This window comes from Amycolatopsis sp. NBC_01488 (assembly GCF_036227105.1).
Taxonomy (GTDB): domain Bacteria; phylum Actinomycetota; class Actinomycetes; order Mycobacteriales; family Pseudonocardiaceae; genus Amycolatopsis.
In genome coordinates this window covers 3230172-3254192 of record NZ_CP109434.1, presented here as the reverse complement: position 1 = coordinate 3254192, position 24021 = coordinate 3230172, and the positions used below count along the sequence as shown (strand labels likewise).

Sequence of the window (24021 nt, the reverse complement as noted above, 5' to 3'; positions counted from 1 at the left end):
GCCGCACGCATCATCGGCGCCCGTGCCAGGCTGTTCCTGTGCGCACGCCGATCATCACCACGCTGCTGCTGGCCGCCGCGCTGGGCGGCTGTGCCGGTGCCCCCGGCCAGGAGACGAGCCCCGAGCAGCTCACCGTCCAGGTCGTCTCGACCCTGCCCCACGACCCTGCCGCCTTCACCGAAGGCCTCGAGTTCGCCGGCGGCACCCTCTACGAAAGCACCGGCCTCGCCGGGCAGTCGACGCTCACCGCGGGACCACCCGGCGGACCGCCCACCACGAAAGCCACCCTCCCCCCGCCCCTCTTCGGCGAGGGCGTCACCGTCCTCGGGCCGACGCTGTGGCAGCTCACCTGGCAGGACGGCTTCGCCATCGAACGCGACTCGAAAACCCTCGCCGAGCTGCGCCGAGTCGGCTACCAAGGCGAAGGCTGGGGCCTGTGCCACCAGCCCGGCGGCCGGCTCGTCATGAGCAACGGCTCGGCCCGGCTGACCTTCCGCGACCCGAAGACCTTCGCCGTCACCGGGAGCGTCGACGTCGGGCGCGACCAGCTCAACGAGCTCGAGTGCGTCGGCGGCGACGTCTACGCAAACGTTTGGCACACCGACACCATCCTGCGGATCGACGCCGCCACCGGACACGTCACCGGGACGATCGACGCCGGTCAGCTCCGCGCCCAGGTGAACACAACCGACAGCGAGGACGTGCTCAACGGCATAGCCGCCGTGCCGGGCACGGACGAATTCCTCCTCACCGGGAAGCAGTGGCAGGTCACGTTCCGGGTGAGGTTTGTCCCGAAGAGCACCTGAAGCACGGATGAGCAGGCGGAACCGACCCCCGGTAAGGCAGGATTGAGACGTGGCACTCTTCGGCTCCCGCTCCGACGGCTCCGGCTCGCAGTCGCGCGGCCGGAAGCCGAAGCGGCGCTGGACGCCGGAGCCCGGCGCGGGCCAGGCCAAGCCGTGGCGGGACGCGGTCGCCCCGCAGCCCACCCGCGTCGAGCACCAGAGCGCGCCGCCGCCCACCCGCGTCGCACGGCCGGTCCCGCCGCCGCCCCCGCGTGGGGGCCACTACGACGACCGCGTGCCGAACGCGAACGAGGCCCCGACCGCCGCCGCGCCGAGGGGACACCGACCACCCCCGCGTGGTGCGCGGCCGTACGACCCGAACCGCACCGAGCCCGTCCGCCGCGAGGGACCGCCCGGCTTCTACCAGGGTGAACGCCGTCCCGGCAGTGGTGAGTACGAGCACTACGACACCGGCGGCTACGCGGGCGAGCCGCGGCCGCCCGAGCCGGAACCGCAGCCGCCGCGGGAAGAACCGCGGACCCCGGGCGGCACGCCGAAGCTGCCGAAGAAGATCACCGTCACCCGGGTCGCGGCGATGCGCAGCCGGCAGCTGACCGGCCAGGCCGTCGGCGCGTTCCAGCGCGCGACGAAGGCCGACGGCGCCGAGAAGTCCGGCCTGACCTCGCTGACCTACGCCGTGATGCTGAACTACGCGAGCGACGCGGCGATGGCGATCGCGCTGGCCAACACCCTGTTCTTCGCCGCGACCAGCGGCGAGAGCAAGGGCAAGGTCGCGCTCTACCTGCTCATCACGATCGCGCCGTTCGCGCTGGTCGCGCCGGTGATCGGCCCCGCGCTCGACAAGGTGCAGCGGGGCCGGCGGCTGGCGATGTGCGCGTCTTCGATCGGCCAGGGCCTGATGGCCGTCGTGATGGCCCTGCACTTCGACGACTGGCTGCTCTACCCGGCCGCGCTCGGGATGATGGTGCTGTCGAAGTCGTTCACCGTGCTCAAGGCCGCGGTGACACCGCGGGTGCTGCCCTCGGAGATCACGCTTTCCAAGACCAACGCCCGCCTGACGACGTTCGGGCTGGTCGCCGCCGGCGTGTTCGGCGCGCTGGCCAGCGGCGTCAACGCGATCTCCGGCGCCGCGGGCGCGCTGTGGTTCACGGCGCTGATCTGCGTTGCCGCCGCCGTGCAGTCGATGCGGATCCCGGCCTGGGTCGAGGCGACCGAGGGCGAGGTCCCGACGTCGCTCTGGGCCCACCCGACGGAGAAGAAGCGCCGCCAGCCGATGGGGCGCCACATCGTCGTCGCCCTGTGGGGCAACGGCTCGGTGCGCGTGCTCACCGGCTTCCTCATGATGTTCGCCGCGTTCGCGGTGAAGGCCCAGACCGAAGGCAGCGGGCAGACGCCGTTCATGCAGTTGCTGCTGCTCGGCGTGATCGGCGCCGCCGCGGGGGCCGGCGGCTTCCTCGGCAACGCGCTGGGCTCGCGCCTGCACTTCGGCAGCCCGGACCAGGTGATCGTCGGGTGCGTGGCGGGCTGCGTGCTGGCCGCGCTGGTCGCGACGGTCCTGCCCGGCCTCGCCACGGCCGCGATCGTCGGCCTGGTCGGCGCGACGGCCAGCGCGCTGGCCAAGATCAGCCTCGACGCCGTCATCCAGGAGGACCTGCCCGAGGAGTCGCGCGCGTCGGCGTTCGGCCGCTCGGAGACCGTGCTGCAGCTGGCCTGGTGCTTCGGCGGCGCGATCGGCCTGCTGCTGCCGCCGACGTACTGGATCGGCTTCATGGTCATCACGATCCTGCTGGCGGTCGGGACGACCCAGACGTACCTGGTGCGCCGCGGCGGCTCGCTCGTGCCGGGTCTCGGCGGCGACCGGCCGCTGCGTCCGGAGCCGACCGGCAGCTTCCCGGCCCAGGGCCTGCCCAGGGACCCGACGCCTCGCCGGTAGGCTCCGGCGCATGCGACGTTCCCGGGTGGTGGCCCTGCTTGCGGCCGGTGGGTTCGCGGTGGCCGGGTGCTCGGCGCCCGGCCCGGCCGAGGTCACCTTCTTCGCCGACGGCCACACCATCACCACCACGCCCGTGCTGACGTGTGACTATTCCCAGCAGCTCGCGCAGCCGTGCAGCGCCAAGGGCGACACGCAGACGCTGAAGGTCCGCCCGGGCAGGCCCGTGCAGATCTCGGTGCCCGGCGAGGTCGCGGACGCGCCGTGGCAGATCGTCTACGAGTACGTGACCCCGCAGGGCGAGTACAAGCAGAGCGACCCGATCCCGTTCACGTCGCTGGACCGCTACGCGTACACGGTGACGCCGCCGACGCCCGCCGACCGCATCTCGGCGGTCGACGTGCAGAAGTACACGGCCGTGCTGAACTCGAGCACCGGCGAGTCGGGCCTGCTGCCCAGCGACGTGTGGGGCCTGCGCCTCGAGGCTTAGGGCTCGAGTGTTTTAGGGATCGAGGTCCCGGGCGACCGCGCGCATGATCTCGCCGATCTGCTTGGTGTGCTTCCGGTCCGGGTAGCGGTTGCGCCGCAGGTCCGGCTGCACCTTCAGCTCGAGGAGCTTGATCATGTCCTCGATCAGGCCGTGCAGCTCCTCCGCGGGGCGGCGGCGCGCCTCGACGACGGACGGCGGCGGGTCGAGCAGCCGGACGGAAAGCGCTTGCGGACCGCGGCGGCCGTCGGCGACGCCGAACTCCAGCCGCTGACCGGCCTTGAGCCCCTCGACGCCCTGCGGCAGCGCGGCCTTGCGGATGTAGACGTCGGCGCCACCGTCCTGCGTGACGAAGCCGAACCCCTTCTCCGCGTCGTACCACTTGACCTTGCCGGTCGGCACTTCCCTCACCAATCCTTCTGCTGTCCCGCTCACGACGAACGCGCCCAGGGCGTACCCAGGGCGCGCTGGGTAAAGGGTATCTCGCCACAGGCCCTGGGGAGAAGTCGATACCGGCGGATACTGTGCCGACCGGTACTGATCCGGCCGCAGTCACGGCCGAAAGACTTCGCAGCAACGGCACTTTGCCGCGTGGGGCGGCCTGCTTTTGGCCCGATCAGTACCCTCTGCGTCATGAAGACCGCGACGAAGGAGGCCGCTGTGGCAGCCCCCGGCAAACCGTTCCTGATGCGCATCGGCATCGGGCTGTTCGGCCTCGGCATGCTCGCCGTGCTCGCCGTGTTCATCATGTTCGCCGCCGGCCTGGAGAACCTGCCGATCTGGCTGTCGGTCGCCGCCGGTGTCGTCACCCCGCTTGGGCTGCTGCTGGGCTTGATCGCGCTGGTCCGCGAGGCGCGCGGCAAGAACTAAGAGACGGCCGCGAAGGTCTTCTCGAACCAGTCCGGGAACTCCGTCAGCGACTCGAACACCACCTCCGCTCCTTCGCTGAGCAGGAGCGTGCGGTCGCACGGACCCGTCGTGACGCCGACCGCGATCGCGTTGGCGGCCAGCGCTCCCCGGATGTCGCCGGCGTGATCTCCGACATACACGCGCGCGTCGTGCGCCAGGAGCGCCTCCGCCTTCCGCGTCGACCACAGCTCGCCGACGACTTCGTCGACGTCCAGGCCGAGCGCGTCCACGTGCAGCTGCGCGTTGGGCCCGTACTTGCCGGTGACGACCAGCGTGCGCCCGCCGGCTTTCCGGACCGCGCGCAGCGACTCGACCGCGCCCGGCAGCGCGACCGTGCTCGGCACGACCATCTCGGGGTACAGCGCGCGGAACCGGTCGACGAGGCCGGGGATGCGTTCCTCGGGCGCCTCGAAGCCGCGCAGGATGTCGTCCAGCGGGGGGCCGAGGTTGGCCGCGAACGCGTCGCCGTCCAGCGGCAGGCCGGATTCGACGCCGAGCGCGTTCATCGCCGCGGCCATGCCCGGCCGCGCGTCGATCAGTGTCATGTCGAGGTCGAACCCCACGGTGATGCCCACACCTGCACCGTAGCTGCCACCACCGACAGATTTACACACCGTCTGATCATGTACAGCGTCTTGACAGCAGAGTCATCTGTGTCAAAGTGAGGGTGTGACCAGCTTCACTGACCGGACGAAGGCGTCCCTGCGGGAAGCGCTGCTCGACGCCGCCGCCGACCTGCTGCCGGAGGCCGGTTACGCGGGCCTGCGGATGGCCGACGTCGCGGCGCGGGCCGGGGTGAGCAGGCAGACCGTCTACAACGAGTTCGGCAACAAGGCGGCGCTGACCCAGGCGGTGGCGCTGCGCACCGCGTCGGAGTTCCTCGACGGGATCCGGCAGCGGTTCGAGACGGCGGACGGGCTCCTCGCGGGCATCCACCACGCCGTCGTCTACACGATCGAGCACGCGCGGGAGAACCGCCTGGTCGCGGCGGCGCTCGGTACCGAAGCGGGCGAGGACCTGCTGCCGCTGCTCACGACCAGGGGCGAGCCGATCCTGACCGCGGCCGCCGATCTCGCCGCCGAGCAGTACCGCGAATTCGAACCGGCGCTGTCCGCCGAGGCCGCCGCGCTGCTCGCGGAGACCGTGGTGCGGCTTTCCCTGTCGCACCTGGTGCTTCCGACGCACTCGGCGACGGAGGCGGCCGACGCCGTCACCGCGGTCATGGCACCCGCCATCCGCCAATTCGTCCACAATGGAGTAACACGATGACCGACACGCTCTCCGAACTCCGGACCGGTTTCTCCTCGCTGCGCAAGGGCGGGCTGAACTGGGACTCGTTCCCGCTGCGGCTGTTCGTCAAGGGCAACAAGAAGTTCTGGAACCCGGCCGACATCGACTTCAGCCGCGAACGCGAAGGCTGGGACACGCTCAACCCCGAGCAGCAGCGCAGCACGACGTACCTGGTCGCGCAGTTCATCGCCGGCGAAGAGGCCGTCACCGAAGACATCCAGCCGTTCATGCGCGCGATGTCGGCGACCGGCCGCTTCGGCGACGAGATGTACCTGACCCAGTTCTGCTTCGAGGAAGCCAAGCACACGGAAGTGTTCCGGCGCTGGATGGACGCCGTCGGGCTGACCCAGGACCTGCACCCGTACGTCGCGGAGAACCCGCACTACCGCAAGCTGTTCTACGAAGAACTACCGCAGTCGCTGCGCGCGCTGGAAGACGACCCGAGCCCGCTCAACCAGATCCGGGCGAGCGTGACGTACAACCACGTGATCGAGGGCAGCCTCGCGCTGACGGGCTACTACTCGTGGCAGCTGATCTGCACCCAGCACGACATCCTGCCGGGCATGCAGGAGCTGGTCCGCCGCATCGGCGACGACGAGCGCCGCCACATGGCGTGGGGCACGTTCACCTGCCGCCGGCACGTCGCCGCCGACGACTCCCTGTGGGACGCGGTCCAGCAGCGGATGGGCGAGCTGCTTCCCCACGCGCTCAACATGATCCAGTGGGTGCAGGACCAGTTCGAGGAACTGCCCTTCGACAACGACCCGCAGGAGATCGTCCAGTACGCGGCGGATCGTGCCCAGCGCCGGCTGGGTGCGATCGAGTCGGCCCGCGGGATGCCGGTGGAGCAGATCGACGTCGACTATTCGCCGGAGCAACTGGAGGAGACGTTCGGCGAAGAGGACGCGAAGGCGATCGCCGAGGCAGCCGCAGCGGTCGGCTGACGCGTGCCATGAGGGGCACCTTCATCGCCTTCAACGCCATGAAGGTGCCCTCATGACCCTCAGGCGTGCTTCGCCGACGCCGCTTCTTCCAGGCCCAGCAAGCTGATCGACTTCTCGCGCATCTCGACCTTGCGGACCTTGCCGGTGACGGTCATCGGGAACTCGTCGACGATGTGGACGTACCGCGGGATCTTGTACCGCGCGAGCTTGCCTTCGCAGAACTCGCGCACCTTCTCCGCGGTCAACGGCGAAGCGCCTTCGCGCATGCGGATCCAGGCCATCAGCTCTTCGCCGTACTTCTCGTCCGGGACGCCGATGACCTGCGCGTCGAGGATGTCCGGGTGCGTGTAGAGGAACTCCTCGATCTCGCGCGGGTACAGGTTTTCGCCGCCGCGGATGACCATGTCCTTGATGCGGCCGGTGATGTTGAGGTAGCCGTCGCCGTCCATGATCGCCAGGTCGCCCGTGTGCATCCAGCGCGCCTTGTCGATCGCTTCCGCCGTCTTGTCCGGCTGCTCCCAGTACCCGAGCATCACCGAATACCCGCGCGTGCACAGCTCGCCCGGCTCGCCGCGCGGCACCGTCAGCCCGGTCTCCGGGTCGACGACCTTGACCTCCAGGTGCGGCCCGACCCGCCCAACCGTCGACACGCGGCGCTCGACCGAGTCGTCCGCACGGGTCTGCGTCGACACCGGCGACGTCTCGGTCATGCCGTAGCAGATCGACACCTCGGTCATGCCCATCCGATCGATGACCTGCTTCATCACCTCGACCGGACACGGTGACCCGGCCATGATCCCGGTCCGCAGCGACGACAGGTCGAAGCTCGCGAAGTCCGGGTGGTTCAGCTCGGCGATGAACATCGTCGGCACGCCGTAGAGCGACGTGCACTGCTCGGCGGCGACGGCTTCGAGGGTGGCCTTCGGGTCGAACGCCGGAGCCGGGATCACCATGCACGAGCCGTGGCTGGTGCACGCGAGGTTGCCCATCACCATGCCGAAGCAGTGGTAGAAGGGCACCGGGATGCACACCTTGTCGTATTCGGTGTAGGTGCACAGCTCGCCGACGAAGTAGCCGTTGTTGAGGATGTTGTGGTGGGACAGCGTGGCGCCCTTGGGGAACCCGGTCGTGCCCGAGGTGTACTGGATGTTGATCGGGTCGTCGGCCGAGAGCCCGGCCTGCAGGTGCGCCAGCTGCGCCGGGTCGCCCTGCCAGCCCGCGTCCACCAGCGCCTGCCAGCCGTCGGTGCCCAGGATGACGACGTGCTCGAGCGCGGCGCACTTCTCGCGGACTTCGTCGACCATCGCCGGGTAGTCGGAGGTCTTGAACTTGTCGGAAGCGACGAGCAGGCGGATCCCGGCCTGGTTGAGCACGTACTCCAGCTCGTGCGAGCGGTACGCGGGGTTGATGTTGACGAGGATCGCACCGATCTTGGCCGTCGCGTACTGCAGGAAGGTCCACTCGGCCCGGTTCGGCGACCAGATCCCCACCCGGTCGCCCTTGCCGATGCCCTGCGCGACGAGCCCCAGCGCGAGCGCGTTCACCTCGGCGGCCAGCTCCCGGTAGGTCCACCGGCGGCCGGCGGTGCGGTCGACGAGGGCGTCGCGGTCGGGGTACGCGGCCACCGTCCGGTCGAAGTTGTCGCCGATGGTGTCCCCGAGCAGCGGGACCTCGGAGATCCCCGAGGCATAGCTCGGCAGGGCGGGCGCGTCGGGCATGGTGCCTCCCAGGGACGTCTTCGTCGGGCGACCCGAGTCTAGGAACCGAACCCGCCGGTCGCGACCGCTCGGAGCCGTTTCGAGATCGAAGCGCTGGTAAGGTCCGGGCGGACTTCGAGGGGGCGATCGATGGCCGGCCAGGGGTTTCGCGATGAGCTGACCCAGTTGCTGCAGGCGCGGTACCCGCTGCTGGTCGTCGAGACGCACGAAGAGCAGCGGGTGATCCGGGAGATCCGCGCGGTCGCGGAGGACCAGCAGCGGCTCCGCACGCCGCGGCGCGTCTACGTCTGGTCGTCCACCACCGGGCTCGCCCCCGCCGGCGGGCCGCCGATCTCCGAGACCCGCGCCGCGTCCGCCGCGCTCGAACGCGTCTACGGCTGGGGTGAGCCCGCCGTCTTCGTCTTCGTCGACTTGCACCCCCAACTGGTCTCCGAGGGCGGGCACCGGCCGGATCCGGAGGTCGTGCGGAGGCTGCGGGAGGTCGCCGCCGCGTTCAAGACGCGGCCGGTGCCGCTCGGCCTGATCCTCGTGTCGCCCTCGCTGCCCGTGCCGCCGGAGCTGGAGCACGACGCAACCGTCGTCGACTTCCCGCTGCCCGACCAGCGCCAGATCGGCGAGCTGCTCGACGGCATGGTCGCCGCGCACCGGCAGCACGTCCGGATCAGCATCGACCACGAGGACCGCGACCGGATCGTCGCCGCCGCGCGCGGCCTCACCCTCCCCGAAGCCGAAAACGCGTTCGCCAGGGCCCTGGTCGAAGGCGGCGGCCTCGACCCCAGCGACCTGGAGCTGATCCTCGCCGAGAAGCGCCAGGCCGTCCGGCGGTCCGGCATGCTCGACATCGTGCCCGCGGACACCAGCTTCGACGCCGTCGGCGGCCTCGACCGGCTCAAGCGGTGGCTCACCAAGCGCACCGGCACCTGGACGCCCGCCGCGGCGGCGTACAACCTCGCCGCGCCGAAGGGCCTGCTGCTCACCGGCGTCCCCGGCTGCGGCAAGAGTCTGTCCGCGGTGTGCGTCGCGAACATGTGGCGGCTGCCGCTGCTGCGCCTGGACCTCGGCCGCGTCTTCGCCGGGCTGGTCGGCTCCAGCGAGAAGAACATCCGCACGGTCATCCGCACCGCGGAAGGCATCGCGCCGTGCGTGCTGTGGGTCGACGAGATCGAGAAGGGCCTCGCCGGCGCGGGCGGCGGTGGCGACGGCGGCACCGCGCGGCGCGTCTTCGGCACGTTCCTGTCGTGGATGCAGGAGAAGACGGCGCCGGTGTTCGTGATGGCGACGGCGAACCAGGTCGGCTCGCTGCCGCCGGAATTCCTCCGCAAGGGCCGCTTCGACGAGATCTTCTTCGTCGACCTGCCGTCGGCTCCCGAGCGCGTGGCGATCTGGCGGATCCACCTGCGCCGGCGCGTCACCGACCAGTTCGTCGCGAGTGAGCTGCGGCTCGACGACGCGCTGTGCACCGAACTGGCCGACGTCAGCGCGGGCTACAGCGGCGCCGAAATCGAGCAGGCGGTGCTGGCCGGGCTGGTCGACGCGTTCGCCGAGCAGCGGCCGCTGCGGCGCGACGACCTGGTGCGGGCGGTCAAGTCGACCGTGCCGCTGTCGGTCACCCAGGCCGACGAGATCCTGGCCATCCGGAACTGGGCGCAGACCCGGGCCGTCGCGGCGACGGACACCGAAGCGGAGGTCGACGCGGCACCCGTCGCGCCGCCGCTGCCGGAGTCCCCGAGGGGAAGGGCGATCGACGTATGACGCACCGCGTGACCGTCACGATCGGCAAGGACGGCTCGATCAGCGCCGAAACCCACGGCATGACCGGGTCCAAGTGCCTCGACTACATCCCGCTGCTGGAGGACCTGCTCGGCGCGGAGACCGTGACGTCGGAGTTCACCGAGGACTACCGGCGCACGTCGGCGTCCGCGGAGAACACGGCTTCGCAGCAGCAGTCGCAATGGAACTCCTGAACCTCCACCGGATCGTCGACGTCACCGCGGCCGAAGGCCCCGGCCTGCGGTGCGCGGTGTGGACGCAGGGCTGCTCGGTGCGCTGCCCCGGCTGCTTCAACCCGCAGACGTGGACGACCCGCGGCGGCACGCTCGTCCCGTGGCAGGAGCTGGTTTCGCGCGTGGTGGCGATCGACGGCATCGAGGGCGTCACGCTGCTCGGCGGCGAGCCGTTCGACCAGCCGGAGCCGCTGGGGCTCTTCGCCTCCGCGGTGCGCTCGGCGGGGCTTTCGGTGATGACGTTCACCGGGCACGTCCTGGAGGAACTGCCGCCGTCGAAGCTCCTGGACTCGACGGATCTGCTGGTGGACGGCCCTTTTCTCGCCGACCGGCCGGAACCGTCGCGGCCGTGGGTGGGCTCGGTGAACCAGCGGTTCCACTTCCTGACCGACCGCTACGACGAGTCGATCTTCACCACCCCGAACCGCCTGGAACTGACGATCGCCCCGGACGGCGCGATCGAGCTGAACGGGTTCGCCACCACCGAAGTACTCGAAGCGCTGCTCGAAAGGGATCACCGATGAGCGTCACGCTCAAGCTGCGCAGTGAGGCGCTGGCCCAGCTCAACGCCGCGACGATCGCCGCGCACACGCAGGCGCAGCCCGGCGTCGTCACCGTGCGGACCCGGATGCGCCACCGCGACCTGCTCGCCCGCGCCCTGACCGGGCTGCGGGCGCAGGTCACCGACGACGGCACGGCCGTCGTCGCCGCGTGGGAAGGACGGCGGATCACGTTCGGCTACGGCCCCGACGGCGTCCAGGTGGCCCACGTCGACGGCCCCGGCCTCGCCGAAGCCGAAGCCCAGCGGCTGGTCCTGTCCGTCGACGAGGCGTACGCGGCCGAAGTGCAGCGCGCTGTTCTCGCCCGGCTCAAGGAGCGCGCGGCGTCCAACGGGATGGTCGTCGAGTCCGAGCGCGTCAACGCCGACCAGTCGATCAGCGTCACCCTGGCCGCCACCTCGTGACCGAGGTCAGGGTCGGGCTGATCGAGTTCGGGAAGGCGCTCAACGACTCGGTCTCCCTCCCCGGCCTCGGGGAGCTGCCCGGCGGGCAGGTGAGCCTCGGGCGCGCGGTCCGCGGCGCCCGCGCGCGGCTGAAGCGCGCCGACCGGATCCTCGCGGACAACCTGCGCCTCGGGATCATGGTGCGGAAGAAGTTCTTCTCGAGCGAGGTCGAGCCGGTGACCGACGCCGGGTTCCTCAAGGACGTCTTCGTGGCGATCGGGCGGCGCGACGTCGGGAGCGGCGACGCGCTGGAGCTGTACACCGACGACGCCGTCGGCCCCGACTTGAGCCGTCAGGAGGGGTTGGCGCAGGTCGTCGCGCCGGCGTACGACCAGCTGACCGGGTTCCACGTGCAGGTGCTCGTCCGGGAGGGTGTCCTGCGCTTCGGCGCGTTGACGGCCTTGCCGCGCGGAGGCCAGCCGATGCGGGTGCTCGGGCTGTTCGGTCCCGGACCGGTGGAGGAACTGCCGGCCGGGCGCCAGGGCACGGTGCTGCTCGGCTTCCAGTGCGACGTGCCGCCCATGGCGGGCGACGTGCTGAGGGCGTTCGACGAGCCCGCGCGCGAACACCTGGAGCGGCGGGAAGGCGTCGCGGTGGTGCACGGCCTGAACGACCTGGGCAACGGTTCGGTGGTCGCGGCGGTCGAGGTCCCGGAGGGGCCGGCTTCGCTGTTCACCGTGGGCTCGCGGGCACGCGTGCTGCGGCCGGCGGGGACGACGTTCAACGAGCGGAGCACGGTCGTCGCGGCGGACCTGCGGATCCTGTCGCTGGCCCGCGGCGGCGTCGCGGTGCGGACGAACGGCGGCGTGCGGACGTTCACCGTCGGGCTGGCGTTCCGGGACCTGCGGCAGAACGACCGGATCGAGACCTACGTCCCGGCCGACGAGGTCCCGCTGGCTCCGCCGCCTGTTGCTGTTGCTGTTCCGTTGGTGGATATCAACGCGGCTTCGGGGCCGGAGCTGGCGCGCCTGCTCTCCCCGGAGCAGGTGGCCAAGGCGCTGGAGCTGCGGCAGCGGCAGGGCGGGTTCCCGGACGTGGAGGCGTTCGGCGTCGCGATCGGGTTACAGCCGCACGAAATCGTCCGCTTGCGCAAACGGGCGAGGGCCGGCCGGGTGCCGTTGCGCGAGACGGGTGTGCGGCAGCTCGACATCTGAGCGCGGGGTGGCCGGTCCGCTACGCTCGGGGACGTGCCGGAGGAATTTGCACTGGGCCTGGCTGAGGTCGACGCGGCGGTCCGGCGTACCGGCCTTCCGGCGAACTGGCACCCGTTCGAGATCCGCAGCCCCGGCCGCACGCTGGCGGAGCACGAGCGCATCGCTTCTCGTTCGTGGGAGTCGATGCGGTCACGAGGCCTGGCGGGCCCGGAAAAGCTGGACATCGAGGTGGAGCAGACACTCCGGGCGTGGACCCAGCCGGACGTGCTGATCATCGTCCGCGCGGCCGAGGAGGGCCGCCAGGTGTTCTACCGCGCGGCGATCGGCCACGGCCTGGGCGTGTTTTCGGAGCTGGCGGGCGAGGAGATCCTGTTCGCCCAGACCCGCCCGGACCGCCTGGTCGACCTGGTGGTGGGCATGCTCCCCGCGTACCGCCCGGTGCCGTTGGCGGAGCTGACGTTCACCGAGCCGGGCACCCGCCGCGACGCGGACGCGGCGACGGAGTTCTCGTCGTGGCCCCTGCACCGCTACGGCACGTTCGAGTTGTCAGTGCGTCGTGCGTCTTTGCAGCCGGTAGGCACGGTGACGTTCGTCGACAACGCGGGCGGCCGGTTCCTGATGTTCAGCGAGGCCTTAACGGGCGGCGAAACCCGGGTGACGTTCACCCCATCGGATGGTTCTCACCTGCGCACGTGGCTCCACGAGCGTGGCCGGAACCACTGACGTCGACGGTTCGTCACTAGTACAGTGCGAGAGACCACGCAGGGTGGTATCGACGACTGGGAGGGCGTCATGGGCGGTTCGCAGTTCGGCGCGCCGGGATCGTTCACGCCCCCACCGGCGGCCGGTGATGCGGGCTCCAACTTCCTCTCGGGCGTGATTGCCGGACCAGCGGATGCCGAAGCGGCCAAGCAGGTAAGCACAGGCGGCAGCAACCTCAAGGCTCTCGCCGAGGGCGGCAAGTTCGCGGTGAACGAGGAGGGGTTCCAGGCATACATCAAGGCCTGCGACTTCTTCATCGACGGCTACGACAAGATGATCCGCGACGTGCGAGTTCTCGCAGGCGCGGCTCAGATGGGCGGCAGCACCTACGCCAAGGCCGTCGCCCAGTTCAACGCGACGGTGGCCGATGGCGACCCGGAGGCGTTGATCCCCAATCTCCTCCTCATGAGACGCGGGGTAGAAGACGCGCGTGAGGCGATGGTCATCGCCCGAAAGAACTACCGCGAAACCGAAGACGCCCACACCGTGGCGTTCACCGCGCTGAACAAGAATCTGCAGGGGCAGTGATCTCTCAACGCATCCCGGGTCTCCTGGCCGTCGTCGCGTGCGTGACAGTGGCTTTGGCCGCGTGCACGAACCAGGTGGGCGGCCAGGCGAACCCGAGTTCGACCGTCGGTGGAACGGATACGTCCGGCGCGCCCGCTCCGTCCAGCAATCCGGACAGCCCCTTCGCTTCAATGAACCCGTGCTCGATCTTAGACCAAGCTCTCACCGGCCAAGGATTTCCGCCGGCGGTTCCCACTGTCGCCGACGCGAAAGAAACCTGCGCTGCCACCAAGCCGCGTGCGGGCGATGTGAACCCGGTGGATCTCGCACTCTCGCTTCAACCCGGCCGCGGCTACAAGAACAACGTCGGAAATCCGAGTCAGGCGAGCGAAGGATCGGTCCACGGCCGGGCGGCGGTCGAGGAACGGGAACCGCAGCAGTCACCCGGGCAATGTGGCATCTGGCTGGAAGTGAAACCGGCGTCCCGAGCCCTGATCCTGGTGTCGTCGGGATCGGATACAGCGAACGCTTGCAAACTCGTCGAAAGATTCGCGGAGAAGATCGAACCCCTGCTGCCCAAGAACAACTGATACGGAGTCCAGCCATGAGTCAGCCGCACCGGGCGCAGCATCGCCAGTCCGAGGGTGACTACTACGCGGCCACCGAGCAGAAGCTTCAAGGCCACGGCGCCGACGTACAGGGGACAACCCAGAAAGCGGCGTCGGACTATTCGGTTGCCCAGGGAAAGCTCCTGCAGGAAGGGCAAACCCTGCGTGGAGGTGCCCCCACGCCGGACGAGAACTACGCGAACCAGCCGCACGAAGTGCTGTACGACATGGTCCACAAGAACATGAACCTCGAGGACCTCAACGACCGCAGCAGGGTGGCCAACACCTACGGCAACTGGCTCGCCGACGCTTCCAACCAATTCCGCGACGCCGCCACCGCAGCCGGTGGCTCGTGGCAAGGCCCCGCAGCCGACCAGGCAAACGGCTTTTTCCAGAACACAGCCAGCCACACCGAACAAACCGGCAACGCGATGCAGTTGGCGTCGAATCACTACTCCCAGCAGTCCGCGGCCGCCCATTACGCGAAGACCAACATGCCCGAGCCCACCGGCTTCAACCAGCAAGCCGAGCTCGACAAGGCCAAACAGCAGTACAACAACGGCGACCTCATCGGCATGAGCGGCACCATGGCCGGCATCCAGGCCAAGCAACAGCAGGCCGACGCCGTGCACCAGCAAGCCGTTCAGGTACTCCAAAACCTCGACAGCACCTACCACGAGACCGCCAGCTCCCAGCCCACTTACGCACCGCCGCCGCAGCTCGGCAGCGACTCCACCTCCGTCTCCGGATTCCACGGCACCAGCAGCACCAGCTTCACCGGCACCCCCACCGTCGGCGGCACCGGCCCAGGCGGAACGAGCGGCAGCTACGTCCCCGGAGGCACGACCCCACCCGGAGTGGCACCCCCCGGCACCACGCCGCCGAACTTCGTTCAGCCCGGGACCACCAGTGGGGTCGGCGGGACGAACTTCACCGGCGGCACCACCGGCTTCCGCGGCACGCCCTCCCCGAGCGCCTTCCCGCGGATGACCCCGGACGGCCTCGCCATGCCCGGCACCACCGGCGGCACCTCCGCAGGCGAAGACATCACGCGCGGCAAGTCCGGTGTCGGGCGTGCCGGGAGCGGGTTCGCCGGCTCCCGCGTCTCCGGTGGTGGCTACACCGGCGATCCGAAGGAAGCCCCCGGTGAAGGCAAAGCCGCCGGGGCCGGAAAGACCGGCGGCAAGGCACCGGGCGAGCGGCTCGAACGCGGTGCCACCGCCGCCGCGGCCGCGAAGGGCAAGGGCTCAGGTGCCGGTGCCGCGGGTGCGGGGGCCGGCGGCAAGAAGAAGGAAGACGACAAAGAGCACAAGAACAAGTACGCCGTCGACGAGGACGTCTTCGACCTCAAGCCCGAACTCGGCCCGGACGGCGAGAAGATCGTCAAGCCGACCATCGGGGAGTCGTAAGGGACAACCCCTGAATCTCCCTGAGAAAAGATCAACACGCCCAGGTCACGGGCTACATTGGGAGCATGCGCTTCTTCGTCGTCGACGCCTTCACCGACCGGGCCTTCGCCGGGAACTCCGCCGGGGTCGTCCTCCTGGACGAACCCGCCGACCCCACCTGGATGCAAGCCGTCGCCACGGAGATGAAGCACGCCGAGACCGCCTTCGTCGTCACCACGACGACCGGCCCGAAGTCGCTCAGGTGGTTCACCCCGGCGGTCGAAGTCGCGCTGTGCGGCCACGCCACCGTCGCGGTCACCCACGTCCTCGGCGGCGAGCAGACCTACACCACGAAAAGCGGGGAGCTGCGCGCCAAGGCCGAAGACGGCTGGGTCGAGCTGGACTTCCCCTCCGACCCGCCGACCCCGACCGACGACGACCTGTCCGAAATCCTGCCCGGGGTCGAGATCGAGTACGTCGGACGCGGCGTCGAGAACCTCTTCGCCGTCCTACCCGACGCCGAGACGGTCAAGAACCTCGAACCCGACCTCGCGAAGCTCAAGCACACCTGGACCGGCCGCCTGCTGGTCACCGCGAAAGGCGACGACTACGTCAGCCGCTTCTTCGCGCCGGGCGTCGGCATCGACGAAGACCCGGTCACCGGCTCCGCGCACTGCATCCTGTCGCCGTACTGGTCCGAACGGCTCCAGCGCGACGAACTCACCGGCCACCAGATTTCCGAACGCGGCGGGATCGTCCGGACCCGCCAGTACGGCGACCGCGTCCACCTGGCCGGACAGGCCGTCACGATCGTGAGCGGGGAGCTGCACGTCTGATGCGCACGCTGCTGAACATCATCTGGCTTGTCCTGTGCGGCTTCTGGATGGCACTGGGCTACCTGCTCGCGGGCGTGATCTGCTGCGTCCTGATCGTGACGATCCCGTTCGGGCTCGCGTCGTTCCGGATCGCGCGCTACGCGCTGTGGCCGTTCGGCCGCACGGTGGTCGAACGCCGCGACGCGGGCGCGGCGTCCTTCGTCGGCAACGTCATCTGGTTCCTCTTCGCCGGGCTGTGGCTGGCGATCGGGCACGTGTTCACGGGCATCGCGCTGTGCGTCACGATCATCGGCATCCCGCTCGGCGTGGCGAACTTCAAGATGATCCCGGTGTCCCTGATGCCGCTCGGCAAGGAGATCGTCGAGATCGGCTGATCACGACTCCGGTTCGTACGGCAGCTCCACCACCAGGCACGGCCCGCCGACGAACAACCCGCCGTCGACGCCCAGCGCCTTGCCGCCCGCGTACAGGAACGGCCCCTCGATCTGCGTCGGGTGGATGCCCAGCTGGTCGGCGATGACGCTGTGGCCGTGCACGATCCGGGAACCGCCGAGGGCGTCCATCAGCTTCTGCGCGTTCTCTTCGCCTTCCGGACCGCGGAACGCGTAGCGCGTCGTCATGCGGCGCCACACGTCCCACCACGCCTCGATGTCCGAGCCCGCCAGGATGTCCGCCGCCGCCTCGTTGATCTCCGAGACCGTCGATCCCCAGTCCAGGTACTCCAGCGTGTCGGAGTGCAGCAGCAGGTGGTCGGCCGCCAGCGCCGCCAGCGGACGCCGGGAAAGCCACTCGATGTGCTCCGGCGTCAGGCGGTCCTGGTCCGACAGGAGCCCGCCGTTGATCTCCCAGCTGCGGGCGAAGCTGCGCGGGCCGAAGTCGGACGGCACCGGCTCGTCGCCGAAGTGGTACATCCCCAGCGCCAGGATCTCGTGGTTGCCCAGCAGCGTCTGCACCTGGCCGCCGGCCGCCGCGGCCTGCTGCTCCAGCCGCATGACCAGGTCGATCGCGCCGACGCCGTCCGGGCCGCGGTCGACGAAGTCGCCGAGGAACCACAGCTGGTCCTCGCCCCCGGACCAGGTGTTTTCGTCGTCGAGGAGGCCTTCGGCGCGCAGTGCCTCGGCCAGTTCGTCACGGTGGCCGTGCACGTCGCCCACTACGTACGTGGACTTGCTCATCCGGTGACGATAAGCCCTCCCGCGCCCCGGCCCACCGTCAGCCTTCGCCGAACGGGTCCGTGGTTCGCCCGATCAGGTCGGCGATCGAATCGATCACCAGGGTGGGCCGGTAGGGATAGCGTTCGGCCGACTCCCGGGTGGAGATGCCGGTGAGCACCAGGATGGTCTGCAGCCCGGCCTCGATGCCCGAATGCACGTCGGTGTCCATCCGGTCGCCGATCATCAGCGTCGACTCCGAATGCGCGCCCAGTCGGCGCAGCGCCGAGCGCATCATCAGCGGGTTCGGCTTGCCGACGTAGTACGGCGAGCGCCCGGTGGCCTTCTCGATCAGCGCCGCGACGGACCCGGTCGCGGGCATCGAGCCTTCGACGCTCGGGCCGGTCGCGTCCGGGTTGGTCGCGATGAACTTCGCGCCGCCCTCGATCAGCCGGATCGCGCGCGTGATCGCGCTGAAGCTGTACGTGCGGGTCTCGCCGAGGACGACGTAGTCCGGGTCGCGCTCGGTCAGCACGTAGCCGACCTCGTGCAGCGCCGTGGTGAGACCCGCTTCGCCGATGACGTACGCCGAGCCGTTCGGCCGCTGCGACGAGAGGAACTTCGCGGTCGCCAGCGCCGAGGTCCAGATCGACTCCTCCGGGATGTCGAGCCCGGTGCGCTCCAGCCGGGCCCGCAGGTCGCGCGGGGTGTAGATCGAGTTGTTCGTCAGCACCAGGAAGTCGATGCCGTTCGCCTTCAGCTCGGCGAGGAACTCGTCGGCCCCGGGGACGAGGTGCTCCTCCTTGACCAGGACGCCGTCCATGTCGGAGAGATACGTCCACCGGCGTTCGTTCATGCGCGGAACCTATCACGCGCGCGAGACACCTGCGGTCCTCGGCGAAAACGGCTACAGTGGGAATTGCCGGTATCGCGAGGGGAGTCGCGTTCCCGGCCACCGAGGGGGTTCGGGGGAATAACTTTCCACGTCACCGGCGTGCGCGCCGTGGCGCAATTCTTCCTGCCCCCGAACCTGAAGGGGGAGAATCGCATGACCGAAATCATCGAGCGTCCGGCGACGGCCGCGCCCGCCACCGGGCCGAACTGGGGGCTCACCAAGTTCCTCGACCCACTGCCGATTCCGCCGGTACTCCGGCCCCGAAGCCGGGAAACGATCACCATTCCGATGGTGACCAAGCGGCAGCGACTGCACTCGCAATTGCCCGAAACCACGCTGTGGACGTACGCGGGTCATTTCCCGGGTCCGACGATCGAAGTGCGCAGCGGCAAGCAGCTGCGGATTTCGTGGTCGAACGAAATCGACGGCGAGTTCCCGCTGGTCGCCGTTCACGGTCCGGTGACGGACGCGCCGACCAGCCGTCCCGGGCGCGAACTGGACCGGCCCGGCTACTCGATCGTCGACGGCGTCGCCGACCTGCCGGCGTGGACGGTCGTGCACCTCCACGGCGCGCGCACCAACGCGGGCAACGACGGCTGGGCGCACAACGCCGGCCTGACGGGCACGTCGCAGCTGGCCGAGTACCAGAACCGCCAGCAGGCGATGCCGCTGTGGTACCACGACCACGCCATGGCGATCACGCGCTTCACCGTCCACCGGGGCCTGGCCGGGATGTACCTGATCCGCGACGACGAGGAGGACGCGCTCGAGCTGCCGCGCGGCGACCGCGAGATCCCGCTGATCCTCACCGACCGCAACCTGGACACCGACCCGGCGACCGGCACGCTCACCGGCCAGCTGCTGTACAAGTTCCCGTACGTGCCGAACGGCCCGATGATCCCGTTCTCCGGGCCCTTCACCCTGGTCAACGGCGTGATCTGGCCGCACTTGGACGTCGACGCGAAGTGGTACCGCTGCCGGCTGCTCAACGCGGCCAACTCGCGGTTCTTCACCCTGAACCTGGTCGACGAGAACGACAACCCGGTGAACGACGCCGTCCGCCTGATCGGCACCGACGGCGGCCTGCTGCCCGCACCGGCGGCGCTCCCGGCGAACGGCCTGACCGTCGCCCCGGCCGAACGCTTCGACGTCCTGATCGACTTCAGCCGCTTCACGGGCCAGAAGCTCAAGCTGCGCAACGCCGACCCGCGGCTCGGCGGGATCGAGCCGGACGTCATGGAGTTCCGCGTCGACGGCCGCGCGAAGCACGACAACTTCACGCTGCCGGAGAAGGTCTCGTCGTCCTACGTCCGGCTGCAGCACGGCTCGACGCTGCCGGAGGACCACGACCACGTCTGGATCGCGCTGCTGCTCAACGCCGAGGGGCACCCGGAGATGTGGGACCTCGAGCAGGTCGACGCCGACCCGGGCGGCGCGGGGATCGTCCAGCTGCAGGATCCGGCGGGCGGGCTCAAGACGTTCCGGATGACCGGGCGCCTCTTCGACGACACCACCGGGATCTTCATCGACCACGATCGCTGGGCGGTGTGGAACCTCGTGCACGTCGCGAACGGCGGCCCGGCGCACCCGATCCACATCCACCTGACGGAGTTCCAGGCGCTCTTCCGGCGGGGCTTCACCACGACGTTCGACCAGGCGTCAGAGCGGACGACCGCGCCGATCAGCGGGTTCACCGACGTCCCGCTGGAGAAGTACGAAGAGGGCTGGAAGGACACGATCATCGTGAACCCCGGCCAGTGGGTGAGCGTCGCCGGGCAGTTCGGCGGGGGCACCGGCGAGTTCATGTTCCACTGCCACATCCTCGACCACGAGGACGAAGGCATGATGCGGCCGTTCGTCGTGCACCCGCCGGAGGTGGCGAAGTTCCACGTCCACCCGGGCGGCGGCCACCACCACGACGGCTGACCGGGTCTCAGGAGGCCGCGGCCGGGTGCACCACCACGGTCGCGGCCTTCACCGACAGCGTCACCGCCGAGCCGGGCTCCAGCGCCAGCTCGGCCACGGCGGCCGGGGTGAGGTCGGCGGTCAGGCCGTGCGACCAGCCGTCGCCCTCGGCCCGGACGCGGATCACCGGGCCGTGCGGTTCCAGGGCCGCGACGACGGCGTCGGCGGTGTTGCGCGGGCTGCCGCGGTGCTCGCCGTCGTGCGGGTAGACGGCGACGGCGTTCGGCGGGAACACCGCCACCGCGGGCTCGTCCAGCACCACGTCGGCCGCGGGGATCCCGCTCACGACCTCGCCGGACGCCGTCCGCAGGCCGCCGGAGACCGCGGTGCCCGCGACGAGGTTGAGCCCGGCGATCCGTGCGGTGAACGCCGTTCGCGGGGCGGAAAGCACTTCGCGGGTCGGGCCGCGTTCGACGATCCGGCCGCGGTTCATGACCGCGACGTGGTCGGCGAGCGCGAGCGCGTCCAGCGGGTCGTGCGTGACGAGCACGGTCGTCGGCCCGGTCTTGAGCACGCGCCGCAGCAGGCCGCGGATCGCGGGCGCGGCGTCGACGTCGAGCGCGGCGAACGGCTCGTCGAGCAGCAGCAGGTCCGGCTCGGCGGCGAGCGCCCTGGCGATCGCGACGCGCTGGGCCTGGCCGCCGGACAGCTGCCCGGGCCGCCGGTCGGCGAGCGCGATGGCGTCCACTTCGGCCAGCCAGTAGAAGGCGCGCTCCCGCGCGGCACGGCGGCCGGCGCCGGTCGAGCGCGGCGAAAACGCGACGTTGTCGACCGCGGAGAGGTGTGGGAAGAGCAGCGCGTCCTGGGAGAGCAGGCCGATCCCCCGGCGGTGCGGCGGCACGGCGGCCAAGGCGCGCCCGGCCACGGTGATCTCCGCCGACGTCGGCGTGATCAGCCCGGACAGGCAGCCCAGCACCGTCGACTTGCCCGAGCCGTTCGGGCCGAGCAGCGCGAGCACCGACCCGGTGGGCACGTCGAGGTCGACGTCCAGCGAGAACGAGCCGCGGACGGCCTCAAGCCGGGCGGTCAGGCTCACCGCAGGCCGCCTTCCCACGAGCGCGGCCGCGCGACGGCGATCACGGCGACCGCGACGACGATGAGCAGCAGGGACAGCGCGACGGCGCTGTCGATGTCCACTTCGGCCTGCGTGTAGACCTCGAGCGGCAGGGTGCGGGTGACGTCTTCGAGGCTGCCGGCGAAGGTGATCGTCGCGCCGAACTCGCCGAGCGCCCTGGCGAAGCTGAGCACGACGCCGGAGCCGAGCGAGGGCAGCAGCAGCGGCAGCGTGACGCGCCGGAAGACGGTCCACGGGCGCGCGCCGAGCGTCGCGGCGACCTGCTCGTAGCGGTCGCCGGCCCCGCGCAGCGCGCCTTCGAGGCTGACGACGAGGAACGGCATCGCGACGAACGTCTGCGCGATCACCACCGCGGTCGTGGTGAACGGCACCGACTCCCCGGTCAGCGTGGTGATCAGGATGCCGAGGAAGCCCTTGCGGCCGAGCAGGTAGAGCAGCGCGAGGCCGCCGACGACCGGCGGCAGCACCAGCGGCAGCAGCACGACCGAGCGCAGCAGCCGGACGCCCCGGAACCGGGCGCGGGCGAGCACGACGGCCAGCGGCACGCCGAGCAGCACGCACGCCAGAGTGGACAACGCGGCCGTGATCAGCGACAGCCGCAGCGCGTGCCACGACGACGGCGAGACGATCAGCGACGGCAGCCGCGTCAGGTCCGAGCGCACCAGCAGCCCGACGACCGGCAGGACGACGAGCGCGAGCGCCAGCGTGGCGGGGATGGCGAGCACCCACGGGACGCGCGAACGGCCGGCCGGGACGGATCCCGGCCGGCCGCTCGAGAGACGCTTACTGCGCAGGGCCGAACCCGACCTTGGTCAGCTCGGTCTTGCCCTCGGTGCCGAGGACGAAGTCGTCGAACTCCTTGGCCAGCGCGCTCTGCCCGCCCTTGACCACGGCGATCGGGTAGCTGTTGATCGCCCCGCTCGCCTCGGGGAAGTCGACCTTGTCGACCTTGCCCGCGGCCGAGGTGGCGTCGGTGACGTAGACCAGCCCCGCGTCGGCGTCCCCGGAGGCGACCTTGTTCAGGACCTGCTTGACGTCGCTCTCTTCGCTCTTCGGCTTGAGCGTGACGCCGGTCGCCGTCTCGACCTTCTTGGTCGCCGACCCGCACGGCACCTGCGGCGCGCAGGTGACCACGGTCAGGCCCGCCTTGTTCAGGTCCGCGAAGGACTTGATGCCCTTGGGATTGCCGGGCGCGACGGCGATGGCGAGCTTGTTGGTGGCGAAGACCGTCGGCTGCCCGTCGATCACGCCGCCCTGGACCGCTTTGTCCATGTTGGCCTGGTCTGCGGAAGCGAAGACGTCGGCCTTCGCGCCGTTGGTCAGCTGCTGGACCAGGGTGGACGAGCCCTGGAAGCTGAACTTCACGCTGACGCCCGGGTGCTGGGCCTCGAACTCCTTGCCGAGCGCGGTGAACGACTCGGTGAGGGACGCAGCGGCGAACACGGTCAGCGAGCCGCCGGTGTCACCGGTGCCCTTCGGCGCGGGCGCGGTGACCGACGACCCGCCGGTCGTCTGCGTGCTGGGCTGGTCCGAGCTGCTGCACGCGCCCGCGAACAGGGCGACGGCCGCGACGGCGAGAGCGAGCTGTGACAACCGGGGCTTCGCCCCGGACCCCCGAAAAGCGAGGTTCTTCATCGACTTCCTTCCGGTGTTTCCACCACGACAGTGGTCGCCTTGACCACCGCGACCGCGAGCACCCCGGGGCGCAGGCCCAGCTCGCGGACGGCTTCCGTACTCATCAGGGACACCACCCGGTGGGTCCCGCACTGCATTTCCACCTGCGCCATCACCTTGTCGGCGACGACCTCGGTGACCAGCCCGACGAACCTGTTGCGGGCGGAGCGGCCGACGGCGGAGGGGTCCTCGGGGCCGGAGGCCTGTGCCCGGGCGAACCCCGCCAGCTGGGCGCCGTCGACGACCTTGCGGCCGGCGGCGTCGTCGGTCGCGGTCAGCTGCCCCGCGCGCACCCACCTCCGGACGGTGTCGTCGCTGACGCCGAGCAGGCGCGCGGCCTCGGACAACCGAAATTGCGGCATGGCGCAGACATTATCTCCGCAGTTGAGGAAAAGCTACGCGGGGCGTGAATTGTGCGAGATCTCGGCGCGAAGCTGTTCGAGCATGACGTTCTGATAACGCTCGATGGCTTTTCGCTCGGCCGGTGAGAACTGTGCCAGCGTCTCACGAAGGGCATCGAAGGCCGACTGGAAGAGCGGCGCGAAGCGCTCCGCGGCCCCCGGCACGACCTCGACGAGGACCTTGCGGCGGTCTTCGGGATCGCGTACGCGGCGCACCAGCCCGACCTTCTCCAGCCGGTCGATGACGCCGGTCACCGCGCCGGTGGACAGCCCCGTCAGGTCGGCGATCCGGCCTGCGGTCAACGGTCCGCCCGACTGGATGACCAGGTCGAACGTCTTGTGGTCGGTGCCGGAGAGGCCCATCTTCTCGGCGATCCTGGCGTGCCGGAGGACGGTGAGCGTGCTGCCCGCCCGGCCCAATTCCGCGAAGCGGAAGAGTTCCGCTTCGGAGACCGGGTAAGTGTTTTCCGTCGTGCTCGACATCACGCGTCCTTCTCCCGGTGTGCCGACCGGGT

At 70.2% G+C, this 24021-nt stretch carries 28 protein-coding genes; 18 read left to right on the top strand and 10 right to left on the bottom strand.

Going from position 1 to position 24021, the window contains the following annotated elements; all coding sequences use genetic code 11:
- Positions 1 to 38: 38 nt before the first annotated feature.
- Genes OG738_RS15800 through OG738_RS15790 form a run of 3 tightly spaced genes read left to right on the top strand, consistent with a single transcriptional unit; the run spans position 39 to position 3226 of the window.
- A complete protein-coding gene (locus OG738_RS15800) occupies positions 39 to 806 on the top strand; it encodes a glutaminyl-peptide cyclotransferase (RefSeq protein ID WP_329054715.1) in 768 nt (255 codons plus the stop codon).
- 49 nt (positions 807 to 855) lie between these two features.
- The gene (locus OG738_RS15795; protein WP_329054713.1) at positions 856 to 2739 is read left to right on the top strand and encodes an MFS transporter; all 1884 of its coding nucleotides are present in this window, start codon (positions 856 to 858) and stop codon (positions 2737 to 2739) included.
- A 10-nt stretch (positions 2740 to 2749) separates the two neighbouring features.
- Positions 2750 to 3226 carry a DUF2771 family protein gene (locus OG738_RS15790; protein ID WP_329054711.1) on the top strand — a complete coding sequence of 159 codons (477 nt, stop codon included), beginning with the start codon at positions 2750 to 2752 and terminating at the stop codon, positions 3224 to 3226.
- 12 nt (positions 3227 to 3238) lie between these two features.
- Here OG738_RS15790 and OG738_RS15785 read toward each other — a convergent pair whose 3' ends face one another.
- Positions 3239 to 3625 carry a cold-shock protein gene (locus OG738_RS15785; protein WP_247025487.1) on the bottom strand — a complete coding sequence of 129 codons (387 nt, stop codon included), beginning with the start codon at positions 3623 to 3625 and terminating at the stop codon, positions 3239 to 3241.
- Positions 3626 to 3856: 231 nt separating this feature from the next.
- Here OG738_RS15785 and OG738_RS15780 point away from each other — a divergent pair, with 231 nt between their 5' ends.
- Positions 3857 to 4093 carry a hypothetical protein gene (locus OG738_RS15780; protein WP_329054709.1) on the top strand — a complete coding sequence of 79 codons (237 nt, stop codon included), beginning with the start codon at positions 3857 to 3859 and terminating at the stop codon, positions 4091 to 4093.
- Here OG738_RS15780 and OG738_RS15775 read toward each other — a convergent pair.
- Positions 4090 to 4707: an HAD family hydrolase gene (locus OG738_RS15775; RefSeq protein ID WP_329054707.1), complete on the bottom strand. Its 618-nt coding sequence runs from the start codon at positions 4705 to 4707 to the stop codon at positions 4090 to 4092. The two genes, OG738_RS15780 and OG738_RS15775, sit on opposite strands and share 4 nt — an antisense overlap.
- A 94-nt stretch (positions 4708 to 4801) precedes the next feature.
- Between OG738_RS15775 and OG738_RS15770 the strand changes: the two genes are divergently transcribed.
- Positions 4802 to 5401, top strand: a complete 600-nt coding sequence (locus OG738_RS15770) for a TetR/AcrR family transcriptional regulator (RefSeq protein WP_329054706.1) — start codon at positions 4802 to 4804, stop codon at positions 5399 to 5401.
- A complete protein-coding gene (locus OG738_RS15765; RefSeq protein WP_329054704.1) occupies positions 5398 to 6366 on the top strand; it encodes a R2-like ligand-binding oxidase in 969 nt (322 codons plus the stop codon). Before OG738_RS15770 ends, OG738_RS15765 begins: the two co-directional genes overlap by 4 nt.
- 59 nt (positions 6367 to 6425) lie before the next feature.
- On the opposite strand, the gene OG738_RS15760 is transcribed toward OG738_RS15765, so the two are convergent.
- Entirely contained in the window at positions 6426 to 8084 is a 1659-nt protein-coding gene (locus tag OG738_RS15760) for an AMP-binding protein (protein ID WP_329054703.1), read from the bottom strand.
- A gap of 129 nt (positions 8085 to 8213) precedes the next feature.
- On the opposite strand from OG738_RS15760, the gene OG738_RS15755 reads away from it, so the two are divergent.
- The 11 genes from OG738_RS15755 to OG738_RS15705 all read left to right on the top strand — a co-directional run bounded on the left by OG738_RS15755 (position 8214) and on the right by OG738_RS15705 (position 16719).
- Entirely contained in the window at positions 8214 to 9836 is a 1623-nt protein-coding gene (locus tag OG738_RS15755; protein WP_329054701.1) for an AAA family ATPase, read from the top strand.
- Between the two features lie 8 nt (positions 9837 to 9844).
- Positions 9845 to 10048 carry a DUF2997 domain-containing protein gene (locus OG738_RS15750; protein WP_329054700.1) on the top strand — a complete coding sequence of 68 codons (204 nt, stop codon included), beginning with the start codon at positions 9845 to 9847 and terminating at the stop codon, positions 10046 to 10048.
- Entirely contained in the window at positions 10036 to 10611 is a 576-nt protein-coding gene (locus OG738_RS15745) for a 4Fe-4S single cluster domain-containing protein (protein ID WP_329054699.1), read from the top strand. Before OG738_RS15750 ends, OG738_RS15745 begins: the two co-directional genes overlap by 13 nt.
- The gene (locus OG738_RS15740; RefSeq protein ID WP_329054698.1) at positions 10608 to 11051 is read left to right on the top strand and encodes a hypothetical protein; all 444 of its coding nucleotides are present in this window, start codon (positions 10608 to 10610) and stop codon (positions 11049 to 11051) included. Before OG738_RS15745 ends, OG738_RS15740 begins: the two co-directional genes overlap by 4 nt.
- On the top strand, positions 11048 to 12244 hold the full coding sequence (locus OG738_RS15735) for a hypothetical protein (RefSeq protein WP_329054696.1): 1197 nt from the start codon (positions 11048 to 11050) through the stop codon (positions 12242 to 12244). The genes OG738_RS15740 and OG738_RS15735 overlap by 4 nt, the downstream gene beginning before the upstream one ends.
- 33 nt (positions 12245 to 12277) lie before the next feature.
- A complete protein-coding gene (locus tag OG738_RS15730; protein ID WP_329054695.1) occupies positions 12278 to 12967 on the top strand; it encodes an ESX secretion-associated protein EspG in 690 nt (229 codons plus the stop codon).
- Positions 12968 to 12991: 24 nt separating this feature from the next.
- Positions 12992 to 13534 carry a hypothetical protein gene (locus tag OG738_RS15725; protein ID WP_329054693.1) on the top strand — a complete coding sequence of 181 codons (543 nt, stop codon included), beginning with the start codon at positions 12992 to 12994 and terminating at the stop codon, positions 13532 to 13534.
- A complete protein-coding gene (locus OG738_RS15720) occupies positions 13531 to 14103 on the top strand; it encodes a DUF3558 family protein (RefSeq protein ID WP_329054691.1) in 573 nt (190 codons plus the stop codon). The genes OG738_RS15725 and OG738_RS15720 overlap by 4 nt, the downstream gene beginning before the upstream one ends.
- A 14-nt stretch (positions 14104 to 14117) precedes the next feature.
- Positions 14118 to 15530: a hypothetical protein gene (locus tag OG738_RS15715; protein ID WP_329054689.1), complete on the top strand. Its 1413-nt coding sequence runs from the start codon at positions 14118 to 14120 to the stop codon at positions 15528 to 15530.
- A gap of 65 nt (positions 15531 to 15595) precedes the next feature.
- Positions 15596 to 16345 (top strand): PhzF family phenazine biosynthesis protein, encoded by a 750-nt coding sequence (locus tag OG738_RS15710; protein ID WP_329054688.1) that lies wholly within the window; start codon positions 15596 to 15598, stop codon positions 16343 to 16345.
- Positions 16345 to 16719, top strand: coding sequence for a YccF domain-containing protein (locus tag OG738_RS15705; protein WP_329054686.1), 375 nt, complete (start codon positions 16345 to 16347; stop codon positions 16717 to 16719). The genes OG738_RS15710 and OG738_RS15705 overlap by 1 nt, the downstream gene beginning before the upstream one ends.
- Here OG738_RS15705 and OG738_RS15700 read toward each other — a convergent pair whose 3' ends face one another.
- Both OG738_RS15700 and OG738_RS15695 read right to left on the bottom strand, forming a co-directional pair.
- Positions 16720 to 17520 (bottom strand): metallophosphoesterase, encoded by an 801-nt coding sequence (locus tag OG738_RS15700; RefSeq protein ID WP_329054684.1) that lies wholly within the window; start codon positions 17518 to 17520, stop codon positions 16720 to 16722.
- 37 nt (positions 17521 to 17557) lie between these two features.
- Entirely contained in the window at positions 17558 to 18352 is a 795-nt protein-coding gene (locus tag OG738_RS15695) for an HAD-IIA family hydrolase (protein WP_329054682.1), read from the bottom strand.
- A 192-nt stretch (positions 18353 to 18544) separates the two neighbouring features.
- Here OG738_RS15695 and OG738_RS15690 point away from each other — a divergent pair, with 192 nt between their 5' ends.
- On the top strand, positions 18545 to 20317 hold the full coding sequence (locus tag OG738_RS15690) for a multicopper oxidase family protein (protein WP_329054681.1): 1773 nt from the start codon (positions 18545 to 18547) through the stop codon (positions 20315 to 20317).
- A gap of 7 nt (positions 20318 to 20324) precedes the next feature.
- Here OG738_RS15690 and OG738_RS15685 read toward each other — a convergent pair whose 3' ends face one another.
- From OG738_RS15685 to OG738_RS15665, 5 genes are read right to left on the bottom strand one after another with little or no spacing between them, the layout of a single operon-like run.
- Positions 20325 to 21392 carry a sulfate/molybdate ABC transporter ATP-binding protein gene (locus OG738_RS15685; RefSeq protein WP_329054680.1) on the bottom strand — a complete coding sequence of 356 codons (1068 nt, stop codon included), beginning with the start codon at positions 21390 to 21392 and terminating at the stop codon, positions 20325 to 20327.
- Positions 21389 to 22156: an ABC transporter permease gene (locus OG738_RS15680; protein WP_329054679.1), complete on the bottom strand. Its 768-nt coding sequence runs from the start codon at positions 22154 to 22156 to the stop codon at positions 21389 to 21391. Before OG738_RS15680 ends, OG738_RS15685 begins: the two co-directional genes overlap by 4 nt.
- A gap of 58 nt (positions 22157 to 22214) precedes the next feature.
- Positions 22215 to 23024 carry a molybdate ABC transporter substrate-binding protein gene (gene modA / locus OG738_RS15675; protein ID WP_329054678.1) on the bottom strand — a complete coding sequence of 270 codons (810 nt, stop codon included), beginning with the start codon at positions 23022 to 23024 and terminating at the stop codon, positions 22215 to 22217.
- 38 nt (positions 23025 to 23062) lie between these two features.
- On the bottom strand, positions 23063 to 23467 hold the full coding sequence (locus OG738_RS15670) for a TOBE domain-containing protein (RefSeq protein WP_329054677.1): 405 nt from the start codon (positions 23465 to 23467) through the stop codon (positions 23063 to 23065).
- Positions 23468 to 23500: 33 nt separating this feature from the next.
- Positions 23501 to 23989 (bottom strand): MarR family winged helix-turn-helix transcriptional regulator, encoded by a 489-nt coding sequence (locus tag OG738_RS15665; RefSeq protein ID WP_329054676.1) that lies wholly within the window; start codon positions 23987 to 23989, stop codon positions 23501 to 23503.
- Between the last annotated feature and the right edge of the window lie 32 nt (positions 23990 to 24021).